Source organism: Streptomyces sp. NPDC093097, assembly GCF_044754325.1.
Taxonomy (GTDB): Bacteria; Actinomycetota; Actinomycetes; order Streptomycetales; family Streptomycetaceae; genus Streptomyces.
On the sequence record NZ_JBIVOW010000001.1, the window covers coordinates 532012 to 550491 of the forward strand.

The 18480-nt window shown below is 72.8% G+C and carries 18 protein-coding genes; 10 read left to right on the forward strand and 8 right to left on the reverse strand.

The features are described 5' to 3' along the window. Positions 1-759 carry a helix-turn-helix domain-containing protein gene (locus ACIQE0_RS02165; protein ID WP_366334315.1) on the reverse strand — a complete coding sequence of 253 codons (759 nt, stop codon included), beginning with the start codon at positions 757-759 and terminating at the stop codon, positions 1-3. A gap of 227 nt (positions 760-986) precedes the next feature. On the opposite strand from ACIQE0_RS02165, the gene ACIQE0_RS02170 reads away from it, so the two are divergent. The 3 genes from ACIQE0_RS02170 to ACIQE0_RS02180 all read left to right on the forward strand — a co-directional run bounded on the left by ACIQE0_RS02170 (position 987) and on the right by ACIQE0_RS02180 (position 4269). Continuing rightward, positions 987-1679, forward strand: coding sequence for an RraA family protein (locus tag ACIQE0_RS02170; protein ID WP_402328419.1), 693 nt, complete (start codon positions 987-989; stop codon positions 1677-1679). 834 nt (positions 1680-2513) lie between these two features. Then, complete coding sequence (locus ACIQE0_RS02175) at positions 2514-3677, forward strand: PP2C family protein-serine/threonine phosphatase (RefSeq protein ID WP_366334319.1); 1164 nt, start codon at positions 2514-2516, stop codon at positions 3675-3677. Positions 3678-3828: 151 nt separating this feature from the next. Continuing rightward, positions 3829-4269, forward strand: coding sequence for an SRPBCC family protein (locus ACIQE0_RS02180; RefSeq protein ID WP_366334321.1), 441 nt, complete (start codon positions 3829-3831; stop codon positions 4267-4269). Positions 4270-4474: 205 nt separating this feature from the next. Here the strand turns inward: ACIQE0_RS02180 and ACIQE0_RS02185 are convergent, their stop codons facing one another. Then, positions 4475-4762 (reverse strand): hypothetical protein, encoded by a 288-nt coding sequence (locus ACIQE0_RS02185; protein ID WP_366334323.1) that lies wholly within the window; start codon positions 4760-4762, stop codon positions 4475-4477. Between the two features lie 233 nt (positions 4763-4995). On the opposite strand from ACIQE0_RS02185, the gene ACIQE0_RS02190 reads away from it, so the two are divergent. Together ACIQE0_RS02190 and ACIQE0_RS02195 are read left to right on the forward strand one after the other, a co-directional pair. Continuing rightward, positions 4996-6129 carry a site-2 protease family protein gene (locus ACIQE0_RS02190; RefSeq protein ID WP_366334325.1) on the forward strand — a complete coding sequence of 378 codons (1134 nt, stop codon included), beginning with the start codon at positions 4996-4998 and terminating at the stop codon, positions 6127-6129. 66 nt (positions 6130-6195) lie between these two features. Then, complete coding sequence (locus ACIQE0_RS02195) at positions 6196-6951, forward strand: PP2C family protein-serine/threonine phosphatase (RefSeq protein ID WP_402328423.1); 756 nt, start codon at positions 6196-6198, stop codon at positions 6949-6951. A gap of 95 nt (positions 6952-7046) precedes the next feature. Here ACIQE0_RS02195 and ACIQE0_RS02200 read toward each other — a convergent pair whose 3' ends face one another. Then, positions 7047-7934 carry a phenylalanine 4-monooxygenase gene (locus ACIQE0_RS02200; RefSeq protein WP_402328425.1) on the reverse strand — a complete coding sequence of 296 codons (888 nt, stop codon included), beginning with the start codon at positions 7932-7934 and terminating at the stop codon, positions 7047-7049. A gap of 263 nt (positions 7935-8197) precedes the next feature. Here ACIQE0_RS02200 and ACIQE0_RS02205 point away from each other — a divergent pair, with 263 nt between their 5' ends. Further along, the gene (locus ACIQE0_RS02205; RefSeq protein WP_402328640.1) at positions 8198-9301 is read left to right on the forward strand and encodes a sugar ABC transporter substrate-binding protein; all 1104 of its coding nucleotides are present in this window, start codon (positions 8198-8200) and stop codon (positions 9299-9301) included. Between the two features lie 257 nt (positions 9302-9558). Here ACIQE0_RS02205 and ACIQE0_RS02210 read toward each other — a convergent pair whose 3' ends face one another. Beyond that, positions 9559-10041 (reverse strand): Lrp/AsnC family transcriptional regulator, encoded by a 483-nt coding sequence (locus ACIQE0_RS02210; RefSeq protein WP_384102601.1) that lies wholly within the window; start codon positions 10039-10041, stop codon positions 9559-9561. A gap of 190 nt (positions 10042-10231) precedes the next feature. Between ACIQE0_RS02210 and ACIQE0_RS02215 the strand changes: the two genes are divergently transcribed. The 4 genes from ACIQE0_RS02215 (at position 10232) to ACIQE0_RS02230 (ending at position 14875) form a co-directional block, all read left to right on the forward strand. Then, a complete protein-coding gene (locus tag ACIQE0_RS02215; RefSeq protein ID WP_366334333.1) occupies positions 10232-10759 on the forward strand; it encodes a DUF6624 domain-containing protein in 528 nt (175 codons plus the stop codon). Positions 10760-10952: 193 nt separating this feature from the next. Further along, complete coding sequence (locus ACIQE0_RS02220; protein ID WP_366334334.1) at positions 10953-11480, forward strand: GNAT family N-acetyltransferase; 528 nt, start codon at positions 10953-10955, stop codon at positions 11478-11480. 359 nt (positions 11481-11839) lie between these two features. Beyond that, a complete protein-coding gene (locus ACIQE0_RS02225; RefSeq protein WP_402328428.1) occupies positions 11840-13348 on the forward strand; it encodes an FUSC family protein in 1509 nt (502 codons plus the stop codon). 435 nt (positions 13349-13783) lie between these two features. Further along, positions 13784-14875, forward strand: coding sequence for a lactonase family protein (locus ACIQE0_RS02230; protein WP_402328430.1), 1092 nt, complete (start codon positions 13784-13786; stop codon positions 14873-14875). Between the two features lie 12 nt (positions 14876-14887). Here the strand turns inward: ACIQE0_RS02230 and ACIQE0_RS02235 are convergent, their stop codons facing one another. The 4 genes from ACIQE0_RS02235 to ACIQE0_RS02250 form a co-directional block, all read right to left on the reverse strand. Beyond that, a complete protein-coding gene (locus tag ACIQE0_RS02235; RefSeq protein ID WP_402328432.1) occupies positions 14888-15241 on the reverse strand; it encodes a nuclear transport factor 2 family protein in 354 nt (117 codons plus the stop codon). A 177-nt stretch (positions 15242-15418) separates the two neighbouring features. Continuing rightward, positions 15419-16375 (reverse strand): sirohydrochlorin chelatase, encoded by a 957-nt coding sequence (locus tag ACIQE0_RS02240; protein ID WP_402328434.1) that lies wholly within the window; start codon positions 16373-16375, stop codon positions 15419-15421. An 84-nt stretch (positions 16376-16459) separates the two neighbouring features. Continuing rightward, complete coding sequence (locus ACIQE0_RS02245; protein ID WP_366334342.1) at positions 16460-17488, reverse strand: BadF/BadG/BcrA/BcrD ATPase family protein; 1029 nt, start codon at positions 17486-17488, stop codon at positions 16460-16462. Next, positions 17475-18473: a phospholipid scramblase-related protein gene (locus tag ACIQE0_RS02250; RefSeq protein ID WP_402328436.1), complete on the reverse strand. Its 999-nt coding sequence runs from the start codon at positions 18471-18473 to the stop codon at positions 17475-17477. The genes ACIQE0_RS02245 and ACIQE0_RS02250 overlap by 14 nt, the downstream gene beginning before the upstream one ends. Between the last annotated feature and the right edge of the window lie 7 nt (positions 18474-18480).

An 18480-nucleotide genomic window follows, 5' to 3' on the forward strand; every position in this document is an offset into this window, starting at 1 on the left:
TCACTCGCGCAGTTGCCGGCGCATCTCCATGGCGCTGTGCGTCTCTATCTGCTCGTACAGTGCGATGACTTCGGGTGCCGCGGCGGTCGCCGCCTCCTGCACGCTGCTGTGACGGAGCGGGCCGACAGCGGCGTCGACCGTGGCACCCGAGGCCCGGAACTCCTCCGCCGGCGTTTCCAGCATCCTGCGGAGGGTCTCGGCGAGGAGATCGGCGCGCACCTCCGGAGCCTCCGGTGCCCGGTCGTACAGCATCGCCTCGGCCATGAAGAACCCGCTGCTCGTCGACAGCAGCGCGTACTGCTGGTGTCGTATGTCGAGGTCGGAACGGACCAGACCGTGCTGCCGCAGCACGTCGAGATAGCGCAGATGAACCGAGTTGCCGAGCGCCATGAGCTCGGCGAACTCCTTCTTGGCGGTGTCGTTGAGCCGGCCGAGGACGTCCAGGTCCTCGGTGTGCACGGCGCGCAGTACCGGCTCCTTGAGGAAGTCGGCGTAGTAACCCCGCATGGACCGGCTCGGCAGGATCTCCAGCGGATCGGACCGCATCCGCGCCAAGTGCCGTTGCTGGCTGCGCGATTTGGCCTTGAGCACGACGGCCAGCAGCAGGGCGTCCTTGGTCTTCCAGTGCAGATAGACCGTGCCCTTGCCGACCTTGGCCCGGCGGGCGATCTCGTCGATCGTCACCCGTCGGTATCCCCAGGCGAGCAACAGTTCCTCGGCCGCCTCCAGGATGCGCTCACCGCGCTCGGCCTGTTCCACGTCCCTCTCCTTCCTTGCTCGTGACCAGATTTCGGATCTGGTCACGTGGTCAAAGTTAGGCCGGGAGCGGCGGTGCGGTAAGGCGGATTTCGGCCACCTGCCTTTGACCGCAAGGGAGTTGGGACCCGGTCGTACGGGTCCCGGACGGTCCGGGATCATGGCATCGTGCGCCGCATACCGCGCCGACCGTCCCGAGGCGGCGGCGCGACCGATTCGAGGGGAGCGCCATGTTCACGACCTTCGCCGAGTTGTCCACGCCCCTGGTGGCCGATGCCTGCGTCCGGCTCGGCGTACCGCTGCGCGCGGCACCGCCCGGGATCGGTGCGGTCGTTCCGGGCCACCGGCTCGCCGGGCGCGCACTTCCCGCCCGGCACTACGGGAGCGTCGACATCTTCCTGGAGGCGTTCACCGCCGCCCGGCCCGGCGACGTACTGGTCATCGACAACGGCGGTCGCCAGGACGAGGCGTGCGTCGGCGACCTGCTGGCCCTTGAGGCGCGGGCCGCGGGACTGGCCGGCGTGGTGATCTGGGGGCTGCACCGGGACACTCCGGAACTGGTCGAGATCGACCTGCCGGTCTTCAGCTACGGCCGCCTCGCACCGGGCCCGACCCGGCTCACCGACCGGGAACCGGACGCCCTGTCCGGCGCGCGCTTCGGCTCCCACCGGGTCACCGGCGAGGACATGGTCTTCGGTGACGACGACGGCGTGCTGTTCGTCCCCGCGGACCGCGCCGAGGCGGTACTGGACACGGCACGCACCATCGGGGAGATCGAGCGCGAACAGGCCCGCCGGATCCGCGCGGGCGAGAGCCTCCGCCGGCAGACCGCCTTCGACGACTACCTCACCCGCCGCGCCGCTGATCCGGGCTACACGTTCCGGCAGCACCTCCGGCGCATCGGCGGAGCCGTGGAGGAGTAGCCGCGCGACGGGTGACGAGCCGCCGTCCGGCGCCCGGCGTTCGCGTCGTGGGGGAGGAACGGGCGTCGGTCCACCTCAGGCATGGGACCATCGCCCGCCGTAGGACCAGGGGTTGATCCCGCATTGCCACCCACGGGGCGATGTCGCCGGTCGGTGGATCGCGGACAGTGGAATGCGTCCGGCGCGGCAGACGCCCGCGCCGGACGCACTTCTCCACTGTCCTATAAGGGGGACGCCGTGATCAGGACCGGAGCACACCTATCGACGCCGACGACACCGCGTTCGCGCCACGGCCGGCGACCGTCAGGGGACGAGGCACCCATCCCGATGTCGAACACCGGCCGCCGCCAAGGGGGTTGGGCCGCCTCCTCCACCTGCGCAGGGGCACACGCTCGCGCCGGGGCCTGGACAGGCGAGCACGACCGCACCGTTGACGCCGCCCCCGGGGGCATAACTGCTGCCCACCGGCCACCGATCACCGACCACCGGCCGCCGACCACCCATCACCGGCCATCGGCCGCTGACTGCTGACCGCCGATCGTCCGTGGTCGCGCGGAACGGACGTCTCCGACAGGGAGGTGACATGCCGCCGATGGCGTAATCGTCGGGTTGGTTGTTCGCGGACGTCAGGCTGTGGGCCTTGAGCACGTCGCGGCGGGAGCTCACGCCGCGAGGGGAACTCGAGCAGGGGCCTGACGGGAATCTGTGACCGGAATCCACGGCGGGAGCCCATGCGAACAGGTCGCGTGAGTGGGGTCGTTGAGCGGTGGCGCGGAAGACAAGGGTGACGGCGGTGGCCGGTCCGGTACCTGCGGCGCGACGGGAGCCGGCACCGTGAAGCCGCCGGGCCGCGGCCGCCCGCAGCAGCGGCTCTCCGGGCTGGTGGACAGCAACGGATTCGAGGTGCCGACGGTCCCCGCGTGGATGCGCTGGCTGCCCGGGCTCTACGTCGTGGCCGTGCTGCTGCTGGAGTTCGTGACGCCGACGCAGTGGGCGGTCAGTTCCCTGCTGATCGCGGTGCCGGTGCTCGCCGCCTTCACCCACGGCCCGGTCGGTGTCGCCGTCGTCACCGTCTTCGCCGTCGTCCTGGAGGGCGTGCTCGCGGGAACGCCGTGCTGCACGGGCCACAACATCCATCAACTATGGGGGAATCACTATGTCGCGACGTATATCTCCACCCTGATCGTCGGGATCATGGGGGTGGCGCTGGCCGAGTACCGGCGGCGCCAGCAGCGGCACGTGGTGCGCGTCAACTCGGTGGCCGAGGCGCTGATGCGGACCCTGCTGCGGCCGGTTCCGCACCAGGTCGGCAACGTGCTCGCGGCCGGCCTCTACCGGTCGGGCGAGATCGGCACCATGGTGGGCGGCGATCTGTACGACATCCGCGCCACCCGGTCCGGAGAGCGGGCCATCATCGGCGACGTCCGCGGAAAGGGGCTCCAGGCGGTCCGTACGGTCGCCGACATCCTCGGCAGCTTCCGCGAGGCGGCCTACGACCGCGAGGATCTGCTGGAAGTGGCCTCCCGGATGGAACGGCGGCTGGCCCACGAAGCGGCGGAGATCCCCGACGACGAACTGTTCGTGACGGCGGCCCTGGCCGAGTACGACGCCCGGGCCCAGCAGGTGACGATCATCAACCACGGCCACATCGAGCCGGTGCTGATCTCCGGTGGCGAGGTGACCGCGCTCACCGGACCGCCCGCCCTTCCGCTGGGACTGGGCGGACTGTCCGGCGAGCCACCGGTGTCGTACACGCACCGCTTCGCCCCCGGTGATGTGCTGCTGCTCTGCACCGACGGGCTGATCGAGGCCCGCGATCACAGCGGGGCGTTCTATCCGCTGCTGGACCGGCTCACCCAGCGGTTCGCGGGCCGCCCGGCCCCCGGCCCGGACGATGTCATCGACTTCCTCAACACCGACCTGCCCCGCCACACCCGGGTCCTCCACGACGACGTCGCGATCCTGGCGATCGCCCCGCGCGGCGAGGGGCCGGCGTAGCGCCCCGGGCCGCACGGCGGTGGGCCGGGCCGCACCCGGTGGGCAGGGCCGGGGCGGTGCGAGGGAGGGCTCTGGCTCGGGTCGCCGCCGACCGCCGGGCGGAGGAACCTGGAGACGTAGCGGGGGCCGTAGGCAAGCTGTGAGGTGTCCGATGAGCACTCTCGAAGAACACATCGACATCAGTGTTCCCCTCGAAAAAGCCTGGGATTGCCTCCATCGCACGGAGAGCTATCCCCGGTTCCTGAACGGAGTCCGGGAGGCCCGGTCGGAGGGCGAGCGACGGACGCACCTGGACGTCGACACGGGCGGCCGGGCGCAGGAGTTCGACGTCGAGATCGTCGACCGGGAGACGGAGAAGGTGATGACGTGGCAGACCACGAGCGGCCCCGATCTGGCGGGGACGTTCTCTCTGCTGCCCATCGACCGGGGCACCACCCGGGTCCAGGCCCGGTTCGAGTACGACCCGGGCACGATCAAGGAGACCTTCGGCGGACCGCAGGGGTTCGCGCAGGCGGTCGCGATCGAGCGGGGCGTACGCACCGACCTCCAGCAGTTCAAGCAACTGGTGGAAGCGGAGAGCAAGGCCAAGTGAGCGGAGCGTGAGGGGGTGGTGGCGGGAGGACGCGGAAGGCCGTGCGGTCTTCAGGCGAAGGCGACCGACGGCGGTGCGGCGCGCGGTCTCGCTGCCGTGGCCTCGTAGCCGGCCTCGAACAGCGCGGCCTCCGCGAGGGACCGGACGGTAACTGACCGACGGGGATTGGGGGTTGGACGTGGTTGCAGACGACCTCGACGTGGTCTCAGACGACGTGGCGTTCCGGCATGGGGTACTCCACCCCGTCCAGTTCGAAGGTGCAGCGGGGCGCGGTGGGGACGAGCCGGGGCTCGCGGATGCGCACGCGGAAGAGTCGGACGGGGTCGTCCGGGAGTTCACCGGTGAGGAGGTTCAGACCGGTGCCGTGTTCCCTCTGGTACGCGACGACCTTGCCGTTGACCAGGAGTTCGATCTCACCGTCCCGGCCGGGGCCGATGTTCACGGTGATGGAGTGGTTGCCCTGATCGAGGTGGAAGTGGTGACTGCGTCCCATGGCTCTCGCCTCCCGCTCCCCGACGATGCGCGGTGCGTCCTGGCGGCCGCACACGCGCGCGACCGCATCTCCAGGTTAGTGCGGTGGGCGGGGAACGACCGGTGGAGAGGGCATCCGCCGACGACGGGGCGGCGAGTGACAATTGGGGTGAATGCCGCGCCGGGCGGTCCGCGGAGCGCGGGGCGTGAGGCCCTGCCCGGAGGAACCGGTGCCCGGGCCGGCGGGAGACGCTGATGAACGGCTCGGTCCGGATCGGACATGTGGTCGGGGTACCGCTGCGCATGCACTGGAGCGTGCCGCTGCTGGTGGTGCTGTTCGCGTACGGCCTGGGGCGGCAGACGCTGCCGGCGATCGCCCCGGGGCGTTCCACCCTCGTCTACGCCCTGGGCGGGGTCATCGGGGCCGCCCTGCTCACCGGCAGTCTGCTGCTGCACGAGACGGCGCACGCCGCCATCGCGCGCCGGAGGCAGATATCCGTCGAGGACGTGACCCTGTGGGCCCTGGGCGGGATCACGCGGATGGGGCGGCCGAAGACCGCCGCCGCGGCCTTCGCGGTCGCCGTCAGCGGTCCGCTCACCAGCCTGCTCATCGGCGGCGTCGCACTGGGCGCGGGCTTCGGGCTGCACGCACTGTCGCTGTGGGCGGTGCCCGCGGTCGTCCTGGTGTGGCTGGGCTGGGCCAATGTGTTCCTGGGCGTGTTCAACCTGCTGCCGGCGGTCCCGCTCGACGGGGGACGGGTGGTGCAGGCGCTGCTGTGGTGGCGTACCGGGGACCGGGACCGCGCCGACATCGCGGCGTCCCGGGGCGGGCAGGTGATGGGCGTCCTGCTGGTGGCGGCCGGCTGGATCTCCGTGCTGCGCGGGTCGGCGGGCGGGCTGTGGCTGGCCGTCATCGGACTGTTCATCCTGGTCGTCGCCGGGTCGGAGCGGCGGCGGGCGACGATGCAGACGGCGCTGCGCGGGGTGCGGGCGGCCGACGCCATGTCGAGCCCGGTGGTGACGGGGGCGGACTGGCTGACGGTGCAGCGCTTCATCGACGAGGTGGCCGTGACGACCGGGCATTCCGTCGTCCCGCTGCTGGACTTCGAGGGCCGGCCGAGCGGCGTCGTGCAGGTCCGCAGGCTGGCGACGATACCGGTCGCGCAGCGGGCGGAGCTGCGGGTGCGGGACGTGGCGGTGCCGCTGTCCCAGTGCGCGGTGGCCGCGCCGGACGACCTGCTGAACGAGGCGCTGGACCGGCTGACCCTGCGGACCGGGATGCGGATCCTGGTCGTGGACGCCGGGCATCTGGTGGGGATCATCACCGCGAAGGACGTGTCCCGGCTGATGCAGCGGCACACGCTGAGCGGTCGGACCGGGGCCGGGTGAGGCCGTGGCCCGGACGAGGCGGTACGGGGCGGAACCGGCAGCGGACACCGCGAGGGAGCGACGGCCATGAGCACTGTGGAGCAGTACGTCACGGTGGCGGCGCTCAGCCACACCGGACTGGTCCGGGAGCACAACGAGGACAGCCTGGTCGCGGGGCCGTGGACGCTGTGCGGCACGGTGACCGAGAATCCCCAGACGCTGGTGTTCGCGCTGGGCAGCCCCCTGGTGGTGGCGGTCGCCGACGGTATCGGCGGGCAGCCGGGCGGTGAGGTGGCCAGTGCGCTGACGGTGGCGCATCTGGCGGCGCTCGGGCCGTCGCTGGGCAGCGAGGACGCCGTACGGGCGGCGCTGGCCCGGTGCAACCGCGCGGTGTACGCGGCCGCCGAGCGGGATCACGGGCTGACGGCGATGGGGACCACGGTGGCCGGCACCGTGGTCCTGCCCGACGAGCTGCTGGTCTTCAACGTCGGCGACAGCCGGGTCCTGGAGGCCGGGGAGGACGGGTTGCGGCAGGTGAGCGTGGACGACAGCCCGCCGCTGCGGCCGGGGCAGCGGACCACGTCGCTGGTGACCCAGGCGATCGGGGGCGCGCCCCGCTTCACCGAGGTCACCCCGCACGTCCGCTCCGTGCCGCTGGCCCCGGACCGGCGGTATGTGGTGTGCACGGACGGGCTCACCGACCCGGTCCTCGTGGAGGAGATCGCCGCGGTGCTGGACGAACACGACGGCGGGCGGGCCGTCTTCGAGCTGTGGAAGGCAGCCGTCGAGGCCGGTGCCCCGGACAACATCACGCTGGCGCTGGTCGGGGTCGGAGAAGAGTGAGGCCCCGGCGGTCCGAAAGCTCCCCCCAGATCTCCCTCCCCAACATGGCGGTCCCGCGGCCTTTCTGGGGCCCGCACCGACTCACCGCACGGGCGTTATCCCCGGTCGCGGGGCAGTCTCGGCAATCCCAGCCGCTGCCCGGTCTCGTCGTCGAATTCCGCGCAGAACGCCCCGATGGTGTCCTCAAGATGGGAGAAGGAGCGCGCAGCAAACAAAACCGGCTGATAACTGGAAATGCGGTACTGCGTACTGGCCACGGCGCGTACGTCCAGTTCGCGCACTTCCCTCCCTTTGTGCTCACCGATCTCCCCGTACGAGGAGAGCAGTCCCGCGCCAAAGGTCTTGGGCGTGCCGGATTCGGCGACCAACCCGAATTCGAGCGTGTACCAGTACATCCGGCTCAGAATGTCCAGTGCCTCCGCGGTCCGCACCCGGTTCGCGGCCCTGCCGATCACCCGGTACAGCTCGGCGATGCGCGGTGACGACAGATGGATCCCGTGTCCGAACACGTCGTGCAGGACGTCCGGTTCGGGGGTGTAGAGCGGCACGGCCGGATGGCGTACGAACTGCACCGCATGAAAGTAGCCGTGCTCCATCGCCCCCAGGAACCGCTCGTTGGGCACCACCCCGCCGGCCAGGGTGAGCGCGAATCCGGTGCGGGCCCTGAGAGTGGGGGTGATGTCCGCGTGCTGCGGCACTCCCTCGGCGGGGATCTCCGCGTCCGCGAGGGCGTCCAACACCGCCCCGCAGGCGTGCGCCTGATGCGCCGGGCGCAGGGCGTCGTACACCGTGCACCAGGTCCGGTGCTCGTCCTCGGTGTACTGGACGCCCGGGTACGGCGCCCCCACCGGGTGGCCGGCGGCACGGGCCGCCAGGGCGTCCCGGCGTTGCCGGTAGTCCCGGTCGTGGCGTCCGGGGTGTTCGTCCGCGCGGCCCAGCCGTCCCGCGGCGGAGACGGGGGTCCGCTTCCATGCCGTGCTCATACCGCCGAACCATGCCCCGTGGGCGGAAGGCGAACACCTGACGTAGCGGGCGGAGTACCGTCCGGAGCGGCGCCGTATGCGATCCGCTGCCGCCGTCGTCGCCTCGCCCCAGGCCGTGTTCGGCATCTCAAAGCATGCGTCACTTCTGCGTCGTTATTACTTTGTTTCTTGACGATTCGGCGTCAGTGACGTTCACTCAGCCATTCATGGGCCGAGTCAGGGCGGCCCCTGTGGAGGTACCTTTCATGAGGCCGATGAAGGCAATGGACGCGGCGAATGTGACGAATGCAACAAGGCGTCGCCGCGTCATCATCAGTGCGTTGACGCTTTCCCTCGCCGCGTCGTTGGCGGCCTGCGGAAGCGATCATCAGGAACCGTCCGAAGGGAAGGACCGCATCGGCCTCCTCCTTCCCGAGAACAATTCCACGCGCTACGAGAAATTCGATCACACCATCATTTCCCGGCGCCTCGCGGCGCTTTGCCTCGAATGTGCGGTGGACTACGGAAACGCCGAGTCCAGCGCCGACACCCAGCGCGACCAGTTCGAGGCCCTGGTGAAGAAGGGCGTCAAGGTCATCATCCTCGACCCGGTCGACGCGCAGGCAGCCAAGAGCTGGGTGGACTCCGCCGCTCACCAGGGCGTCAAGGTCATCGCCTATGACCGGCTCGCCGAGGGCGACGTGGCGGCGTACGTCTCCTACGACAACGAAAAGATTGGCCGCCTCCAGGGTGAGGGAATTCTCACCGCGCTGGGCTCACGGGCGGCGAGTGCAAATGTTGTCATGTTCAACGGTTCTCCCAACGACCCCAACGCCCCGGCCTTCAAGAAGGGCGCACATGCCGTCCTCGACGGCAAGGTGCACCAGATCGTCTACGAGAAGGACATCCCCGAATGGTCCGAGGGAACCGCGAAGAAGGAGATGACCGACGTCATCAACTCCCGTGGTGCGCGGGGCTTCGACGCGGTCTACTCGGCGAATGACGGCATGGCCGGCGGTATCGCCGAGGCGCTGAAGTCGGCCGGTGCGGCGAATGTCCCGCTCGGTGGTCAGGACGCGGAACTCCCCGCACTCCAGAGACTGTTGAGTGGTACTCAGGCGTTCACTGTTTACAAGGAAGTGCGGCCGGAGGCGGAAACCGCCGCGGAGCTCGCCTTCCGGCTGCTGCGCGGCCAGAGCATCACCTCCCTCACCCCCACCACCGCCGCCAGCCACAGCAAGTCCGGTATCCCGGCCAAGCTGTTCAAGGCCACGGTGGTCACCAAGGAGAACCTCAAGGACACCGTCGTGCGGGACGGTGTGGTGCGCGCCGACCTGCTCTGCACCCCGGCCCTGGCCGCGGAGTGCGCGTCCCTCGGCCTCCGATGAGATGAGGCGTTCCCGGGGCCGGCTCATGCCGATACGGCCGGCCCCGGCGTACCGCGGTCACCCGCAGCGGACCGGTCGACCGGCCACGCCCATGCCGTGAACCCTCCGGCAACCGGCCGCAGGCGGCGGCCCCTTCGACATGCCCCCGTCCATGCGGCCGACTCCCGCCGGCCGCCGGGGGACACCGCAGGTCCCCGCGCCGCTTCGACCGGGACCGGTGGCGCCTTTGACGCCACCACCGCCCATCCCGGCGCCGGTCAGCCCGCCGTCGGGGCCGCGCCGCCCACGGATTCGACCAGCGGCAGCATCCGGTGCGGCACCCGCTCGCGCAGCACCACCTCCGTCCGCGTGCGGACCACCCCCGGGAACCTGATCAGCCGCTGGATGACGTCCTCCAGATGTGCCGCGTCCCGGGCCACCACCCGCGTCAGCAGATCGCCGCCGCCGGTCGTGGAGAACGCCTCGATGATCTGCGGCACTTCGGCCAGCGCGGCGGCGACCTCCTCCAGGTGTCCCTGCGTCACCTCGATGTGCACGAAGGCCAGCATCGGGTGGTCCAGCGCGGCGGGAGAGAGCCGCGGGCTGTAGGCGGTGATGACCCCGTCCCGCTCCAGGCGGTCCAGGCGCGCCTGGACCGTTCCGCGGGCGACCCCCAGCACCCGGGCGTACTCCCGCACGCTCGTCCGCGGCTGCTCCAGCAGCAGTCGGAGGATCTTCGCGTCCAACGCGTCCACGGCCATCGGCCCACGGCCTCCTCGCGGTCGGTGGGTGTCGCAACAAAGGGCGGGGCGCTTTCGAGGACAGATCCATTATGCCGCCGCGCGGCCCCTCCCGTCACCGTACCCAAGGACGATCTTCGGTGCCGTTCGGCGCCTTTAGGTTGGAGTCGGCCGACCCGACGCAGGGCCACCTACGACGCCTGGAGCAGGGATGACGCACGACGCGCACACACACGGCACCGACGACGCACCGACCGCGGTGGCGGCCGAACTGGTGGCGATGGCCGCCGCGGACCAGGAGGCCGGACCCCGTGCCAACGGCGCCGACTTCGCGGGCCAGTTGGCCTGGCGCCGGCTCACCGCGCGGCACGCCGACCGGCTCACCGAGATCATGGACGCCCACGGCTGGCCCACCGAGGACCGCTTCGGCGCGGACGCCGCCCGCGCCGCCTGGCTGATCGCCCAGCACGCCGACCGCCAACTGGACGTGCAGCGGCGCGCGCTGCGGCTGCTGGAGCGCGCCGTCGCGGACGGCCTGGCCGCCCCGCGCGATCTGGCCTTCCTCCAGGACCGCACGCGGGTCAACGAGGGCCGCGAGCAGGTCTACGGCACCCAGATCGCCGGGGTCCGGGACGGCGCGCCGGTCCCGTGGCCGTGCCAGGACCCGGAGCGGATGGACCAGCGGCGCGCCGAGGTCGGCATTCCGCCCTTCGACGACTACGTCGCCCAGTTCGCCTGAGGGCCTCTGGTGCGCCGGGCCCGCTCCTCGTGGGGCAGCGGCTGGGGAAGCGGCTCTCCCGATGCGCCCAGAGCGCGGTGCCGGGTGCCGAAGTGCCGTTGAGGGGACGGAAGTTGCCGGTCTGTGGAGAGTTGCACCTTCCCCATGGCGCCCCCACTGGCCCTCCGGCCACTCACCGGATCATGATGCGGGGATGACGGAGCACCTCACACGATTGACCGCCTGCCGGCTCGACGCCTACACCCGCGACGACCTGACCGGGATCCTCGGCGACGGCCCGGACCCCTTCGGCGTCAACGACGCCGGCCTCGCTTGGCTGCCCAAGGAAGAGCACTTCGGCATCCGGCTCGACGGCCGACTGGTGGCCCACGCCGGCCTGCTGCGGACCCCCGTCCTGCTCGGTGGGACGGAGACCTCGGTGATCGGCGTCGGCGGGGTGGCGGTGGCGGCCGACGTACGGGGCCGGGGCCTGGCGCGCCGGGTGGTGGCGGCCGCACTCGGCCACGCCCGCACCCTGGGCCCGCACCACGGCCTGCTGTTCTGCCGCCCGCCGCTGGTCGCCCTCTACGCCCGCCTCGGCTGGCGGGAAGTCCGGGACGAGGTACGGGTCGAGCAGCCCACCGGCCCGGTCGTCATGCCGCTGTGCACCATGTGGACACCGCTGCACGACGACGCCTCCTGGCCGCCGGGACCGGTGCGGCTGCTCTCCCTGCCCATGTGAGGCGGGCGGTCCCGCCCGGCGCGGGAGGCGCCCGGGCCGGGCCGGCCGCCACGCGGCAGCGTCCCCGTCCCCGCACCCGACCCCCGCCGATGACGAGAGCGGACAGCGAGGCCGGATCGGCCGCCTGTGCCGCCGAGGCCCGCCGGACGCACCGTCCGCCGGATGCGCCGCACAGTAGGCCGTTGGCCCCCTTCTGGCAGCCTCGAACCGTCCTCGGCTATGCCATTGGCCCAGTATTTTCGTCTCCTGTTGAGCCATCGGCCTCCAGATGTTGAGATGGATGCGTCAATGGCGCTGCGGATTTCCGCGGCGCTTTTCTCATGTCGTGGTGCATCTGTGTGCAGAAGGGGCGGGGCAACTTGCTGAAGAGGGCGTTCGTGGCGCCGGATCCGGGGCGCGTACGACTGCGGTTCGCGCTGCGGGGCGTGGTCGGGATCGGGCTCGCGGTGGCGCTGTGCGGGGCTTCCGGGCTCTCGCTGATCGCGTCGATCACCGGCGGTCTGGCCGCCCTGCTCGCCCTGTTCACGGTGAGCGATCCGACGGTGCGCGGGCAGGCCGCGACGACCGCGCTGCTGCCGGTCGTCGGCCTTCCGGTGCTCGCGCTCGCCGCCGTGCTGCACGAGCTGACCGCCGCCCGCGACCTGGCGTTCCTCGCCGTCGTGGGGGCCGGGGTGTACGCGCGGCGCTGGGGTCCGCGCGGGCACGCGCTCGGCGTCTTCGCCTTCATGACCTTCTTCGCGGCGCAGTTCCTGCACACCGTGCCGGGCCAGCTCCCCGAACTGTCCGCCGCCGTGCTGCTCTCGCTCGGGGTGTCCGCGCTGGTGCGGTTCGGGGCGTGGTGCTACGAGCGGGGGTTGCCGGCGCCCGCCCCGGTGGCCGCGCCGCCCGGCGGGACGGGCCTGGCGCGGATCACGACGCGGCAGGCCGTCCAGGCGACCGCGGGGGCCGCCGTCGCCCTCGCCGCCGGGCACCTGCTGTCCGACCAGCGGTGGTACTGGGCAGTGGGCGCCACCTGGTGGGTCTTTGTGAACACCACCTCGCGCGGCGAGACGCTGGTCCGCGGGTTCCGGCGGTTCCTGGGCACCGTGCTCGGCGTCCTCCTGGGCTTCGCCGTCGCCATGCCGCTGCACGGCGAGCCGGCCGTGGCCGTCGCGGTCGTCGCCCTCAGCGTCTTCGGGATCTTCTACTCCGCCGCCGTCTCCTACACCTGGATGATGCTCTCCGTGACCGTCCTGGCGAGCATGCTGTACGGGCTGCTCGGCGTGCTCGATCCGGCGCTGCTCGCCCTGCGGGTCGGCGAGACCGCCATCGGCGCGCTGGGCGCCGCGCTGGCAGTGCTGCTCGTGCTGCCGGTGACCACGCACTCGGTCACCGACGAGCGGGTCGAGCGGGCGCTGCGGTGCGTCCGCGCGAGCACCGCGGAGGCCGCCGCCCGGCTCGCGGGGGACGCACAGGCCGATCCGGCACCGCGCGTCGCCGAACTGGAGGCGATCCTCGGCCGGGTCCGGCTCTCCCTCGTCCCGCTCGTGCATCCGCTCAGCCCGCTGCGGGCGCGCAAGCGGCGGGCCCGGCAGGTGCTCGCGCTGCTGGACGACTGTGCGCGCGAGGTGCGCGGGCTGGCGTCCGTCGCCGCCGATCCGGAGGCGTCGCACGACGCCCGGCTCGTCGCGGCGTGCTGGCGCGTGGAAGCCGCCGTCGAGGCGCTCACCGACGCCCCGATCGACGGGCGCCGCCAGACCGCGGCGCAGGCGGCGGCGCAGGTGGCCGACGACGGACCCGTACTCGCCCATCTGCACGCCCTGGAACAGGCCCTGCTCGCCCTCGCGGTCCCCCTCGGCCGGTCCGAGCGGATCGCGGTGGGCGCCTGATGGCATCCGGGCGGCGGTCCGCGGCCGGGGACTGCTCCCGGCCGCGGACCGCCGCGCACGTCCGGCCGTCGTACCCGTCGCCAATCGGCCAACTCCGCCGCCGCCCCAGGGCCTTTCGTCACCTTCCCGACTGCCCCACGGCGCCCGGCACGCACGCTCGCCGCACTGGACGAAGGCCCCGGTACGGCCCCGTACAAGGACTGCCGTCCGGCACGCCGAGAGCACGCACCGGACGCCGCGGCGCCGCCCGTCGGGCGACGACGGGAAGCTGACGACAGGCCCTCGCCCGCCCTGCTAGCGTCGCCGGGACAACGGCATACCGGGACACGGCACAACGGGAAGCGGCCCGACGGCGCAGGCCACGGCGGGCCGACCGGGCCCGCACTGCGGCCGGGCGGCCCCGGCGGGCGGGCAGCGGACGAAGGGCGGCGACCAGTGGCGACGACGGGACCGGCTGAGCGGACCTCTGACGGACCGGGGCACGGGGACCGGCCCCGTGCGTATCTCGGCTCCTTCACCACGGCCGGCGGCCTCGGCATCACCACCGCGGCCGTCGACCCGGCGACCGGGGCGCTGACCCCGCTGCACTCCACCGACGCCGTCCCCAACCCCTCCTACCTGGTACCCGACCCCGGCACCCGGCGCCTCTACGCCGTCAGCGAGACCCCGGACGGCGCGGCCGCCGCCTTCCGCCTCACCCCCGAGGGACCCGAACTGCTCGCCCCCGCCACCCCCGTGGACGGCGCCGACCCCACCTACCTCACCCTCACCGCCGGCCACCTGGTCACCGCCAACTACAGCTCCGGCACCGTCAGTACGCTCCCCGTACGGGCCGACGGCACCCTGGGCGGCCCGCCGCGGGTCCTCGCCCACCAGGGCAGCGGCCCGCGGGCCGACCGCCAGGAAGGCCCGCACCTGCACGCCGTGCTCCCCGACCCCAGCGGCCGCTGGCTGCTCAGCGTCGACCTGGGCACCGACGCGGTCCGGGTCTGCACCCTCGACCCGGCGAGCGGCACGCTCTCCGTACGGGGCGAGACCCGGCTGCGTCCCGGCAGCGGGCCCCGGCACCTCGCGTTCCACCCGGGCGGCGAACTCGCCTGCGTCATCAACGAACTCGACCCGACCGTGACGCTCTGCCGGTGGGACGCCGCCCAGGGCACCCTGACGCCCCTCGGGGAGACCCCGCTGCTCCCCGAGGGGGCCGCCGGCACCGCCGCCCCCACCTACCCCTCCGCACTGGTCCTCTCCCGGGACGGCCGGTTCGCCTGGGCGGCCAACCGGGGCGACGACAGCATCGCGGTGCTCTCCCTGGACGCCGGGGCCGGGACGGCTGCGCTGGTCACCACCGTGCCGTGCGGCGGCCACTGGCCCCGCGACCTCGCGCTGCACCCCTCCGGACGGCACCTCTACACGGCGAACGAACGCTCCGGCGACGTGACATGGTTCGCCCTCGACCCGCGGACCGGCGTCCCCACGCGCGGCGGCTCGGTCCCGGCACCGGCCGCCTCCTGCGTGGTCTTCGCCTGACGGCCGGCCGGCTCACTCCTGGGGGAAGCGCCCGCCGAAGTACACCTGGGTCTCGACCAGCCGCCCGTCGCGGACCGTCATCACCTCGACGTTGCGGTGGCGTTCGCCGGTCAGCAGCTCGTACTCGTAGCGGACGAAGGCCCGGCCGCCGTCGCACGGGACCACGTCGAGGAGCTCCTGGGAGCGGAACCGGTCCGCAGTCGGGAAGCAGACATCCAGGAAGGCGGCCCGGTCGATGTGGTCGTCCTGCGGACTGGTGAAGACGAACTCCTCGGCCAGCAGCCGCTCCATGGCCGGCCGGTCCTGGGCCGAGTAGGCGGCGAAAGCGGCCCGGACGACGTCCTCGGGCGCGGTGGGGTCGGACATGGCGTTCCTCCTGCTGGCCGGACGGGCGGTGTCGTGAGGGTAGACGGGGCAGATGGGCCTGACTCATCGGCCGCGCGGGAGGAAGGAGCGAACGGGACGGGGAAGGGCGGTAAGGCCGGAGGGCCGCCCCGCGCGCTCGGCGCGGGACGGCCCTCGATGAACGGGTGTGGCGGGTTCTTACCGGACGGGCGCCCCCAGGCCCTGACCCTGCAGCGTGATGCCCATCGCCGCCGCGTAGTTCGACAGCACCAGGCGGCCCACCGCGCCGTACGCGCCGAGCGCCTCGGCCGAGGCGCAGCCCGCCTCCTCCGCAGCCGCCCCCAGAAGGCCGTCGGCGAGTTCGGGGCCGATCAGGTACGGAGCCAGCGCCAGCTGCTGCGAGCCGGACGAGCGCAGCTGCTCGGCGGTGCGGGCGATGGCGCCCTCCTCGTCCAGACCGGCGGCCAGGACCGGCACGGCCAGCCGGGCGGAGAGCAGCATGCCGGTGATGCCGGCGGCCTGGACCGCCTCCTCGCCGCCGACGGTGGCGAGGATGATGCCGTCAGCGGCGGTCGCGACGGTGAACAGCCGGGCCCGGTCGGCGCGGGCCAGCCCGGCCTCGGACAGCCGGACGTGCAGCGCCTCGGCCAGCAGCGGGTGCGGGCCCAGGACGTCGGTCAGCTCGGCCCCGGAGGCGCTGTTCAGGACGGCCTGGCGTATCCGGCGCAGCAGGGCGCTGTCCGGGCCGGCGAGCAGCGGGACGACGACCGCGGCGGGGCCGAGGTCGCGCCGGCCGGTCTCGGCCGCCTGTGCCTGCTGCTCCGCGGCGGCCTGGGCCAGCACCGCCTCCAGGGACGGGAACTCCTCGTCCCCGCCGTCGACGTAGCCGATCCGCGCGTCGAGGCCGGGCAGTTCGGAGCGGGCGATGCTGGAGACCTCCTCCGCCAGGCTGCGCGAGGCGGGGGAGGGGGTGCCGGGCACGGCGAGCACCAGGGCGGGTGCGCCCTCGGGTGCGGCGAGCGGTTCCGGCTTGCGGTGGCGGCCGGTCGGCCGTCCGCGCGGCATGCGCATGGGCAGGCCGGGGGCGTCTCCCGGGCTCAGGGAGTCGACGTCGATACGGGGCGAGCCAGGTGCGGGCCCAGTGGGGGAACTCATGGCGCCGCATGCTAACGCCTTGACCTGCCCGGCCGAGGAGGGAGGGTTCCGCTGCGAGGTATCCGTCCCGTTTTATCCCGCCCGTCACGGTGACGAGCCCGGCACATGCCCTGTGATCTGCAACAACTTCCCGTCGGCGGGCAGCGCCAGACGGTCCGTGGCGAGCGCGGCGGCGATCGTCAGCGCCCCGTCGAGGGGGCTTTTGGCGGCCTCCTGGGCGCGGGCCCCGGGCAGCCGCTCGGCGAGCGCCGCGCGGAGCGGGGTGAGCAGCGGGGTGCCCAGGCGCAGCAGCCCGCCGGTGAGGGCGACCGCGGTGTCCGGGCCGGGCGGGCAGACCGCGGCGGCGGAGTCGGCGATATGGCGCGCGGCGTCGGTCATGATTCCGGCGGCGATCGCGTCCCTGGCGGCGCAGCGTGCGACCTCGGGGGCGAACGCGGCCAGTACGGCGGGTCGGTCGGGCCGCGGATAGAGCACGCCGGGCAGTGCGGTGATCGGCCCGAACTCCGCTTCGGCCCGGGTCAGCAGCGCCCGCGATCCGCCGGGCCGCCCGTCGTGTGCGCGCAGCGCGGCCTCCAGCCCGGCCCGTCCGATCCAGGCGCCGCTGCCGCAGTCGCCCAGCAGATGCCCCCAGCCGTCGGCTCGGCGCCAACCGCCCGTCGGCGTCAGGTCGGTGCCCAGGGCGACCAGGCCGGTGCCCGCGGCGACCACCGCACCGGGCCGCTGGCCGAGGGCCCCGGCGTAGGCGGTCACCGCGTCCGCGGCGAGTGCGAGGTGCCGGATGCCGAAGGCGGTGGTGAGCGCACCGGGCAGCCGGGCCCGCAGATCGTCGCCGAGGGTGCCCATACCGGCCGCGCCGACGCAGATCGCCGCGAACCGGTCCGCGCCCGCTCGGCGGGCCAACTCCTGGCCGGCCGGGAGGAGTTGGTCGAGCATATGGGCGGCGTCGATGCCGGCCGGGCCGGTGCGGACCGGTTCGCGGGAGGTGAACGTCGCCGCCGTCCGCACCCCGCCGGTGCCGGCGCGGGCCACCGCGAGCCGCAGGCCCGAGCCGCCCGAGTCCACCCCGAGGACGAACTCGCCGTCCCCCGCGTCCGTGGGCTCAGTTGAAACCACGGGAGTCCTGCTTGAGGGCGGTGTCGACGGTCAGCGCGGTGGCGACGACGAGGCTCAGGAGGGGGTCGGGCAGCTGGTGGTGGATCTGGAGCACGTAGTTGTCGGCGGTGGTGAACATCGTCTTGGCCAGGCCCTCCCAGGTCTTGGTGATCCGGGCGACCTCGGTGTCGGTGTGGTCGACGATGGCGAAGTTCCAGGCCCGCCAGTTCTCCGCCTTGATGGCGCCGATCTGCTGGCCGTTGACCAGCATCGCGAAGTTGATCTTCCCGATGGCGTTCTGCTGGACGATCTCGCCGACCGGCTGGCCGTCCGGGCGCGCCACCAGCACCTTGGACTTGAGGAGCTTCGCGGGTCGGGTCAGCATCAGGTGCGGCTGGCCGTGGGCGTCCCGGATCTCCAGCCGGTGGGTCATGTACTGGTCCAGGTTGGAGACCACCCGGAGCATCTTCTTCGCGGTGCTCTGGCCGATCTCGACGACCGAGCCGAGGGTGTTGCCGTGCTGGTCGTAGACCGCGTACTCGTTGCTCACCTCGATGAGCTTGGCCTTCTGGTTGACCACCAGCACCGGCTCGGTGAACAGGGAGCCGCCGCCCATCCCGGCGGGGGCCACACCGGCCTGCTGCTGCACCTGCTGCTGGATGCCGGCCTGCATCCGCGCCTGGTGCTGCGCGTCGCCGGCGTACGGTCCCGGCTGGCCGTAGGGGGCGCCGCCGGGCTGCTGGCCGTACGGGGCCTGGGCCGGGGCCTGCTGCTGCGGCGCGTACTGCTGGGGCATCGGCGCCTGCGGCGCCTGCTGGGGTGCCTGTTGCTGTGCCGCTCTGGGGGCCTGCTGCGGGTGGCCCTGCTGCGCGGCCTGCTCCTGGGGGTGGGCCTGCTGGCCGGGGTGGGTGTGCGCCGTCCACTGGGAGCCGTCCCACCAGCGGAGTTGGTGGGGAGTGCCCTGCGGGTCGGCGTACCAGCCCGCAGGGATGTTCGTCTGCGTCATGCCGGGA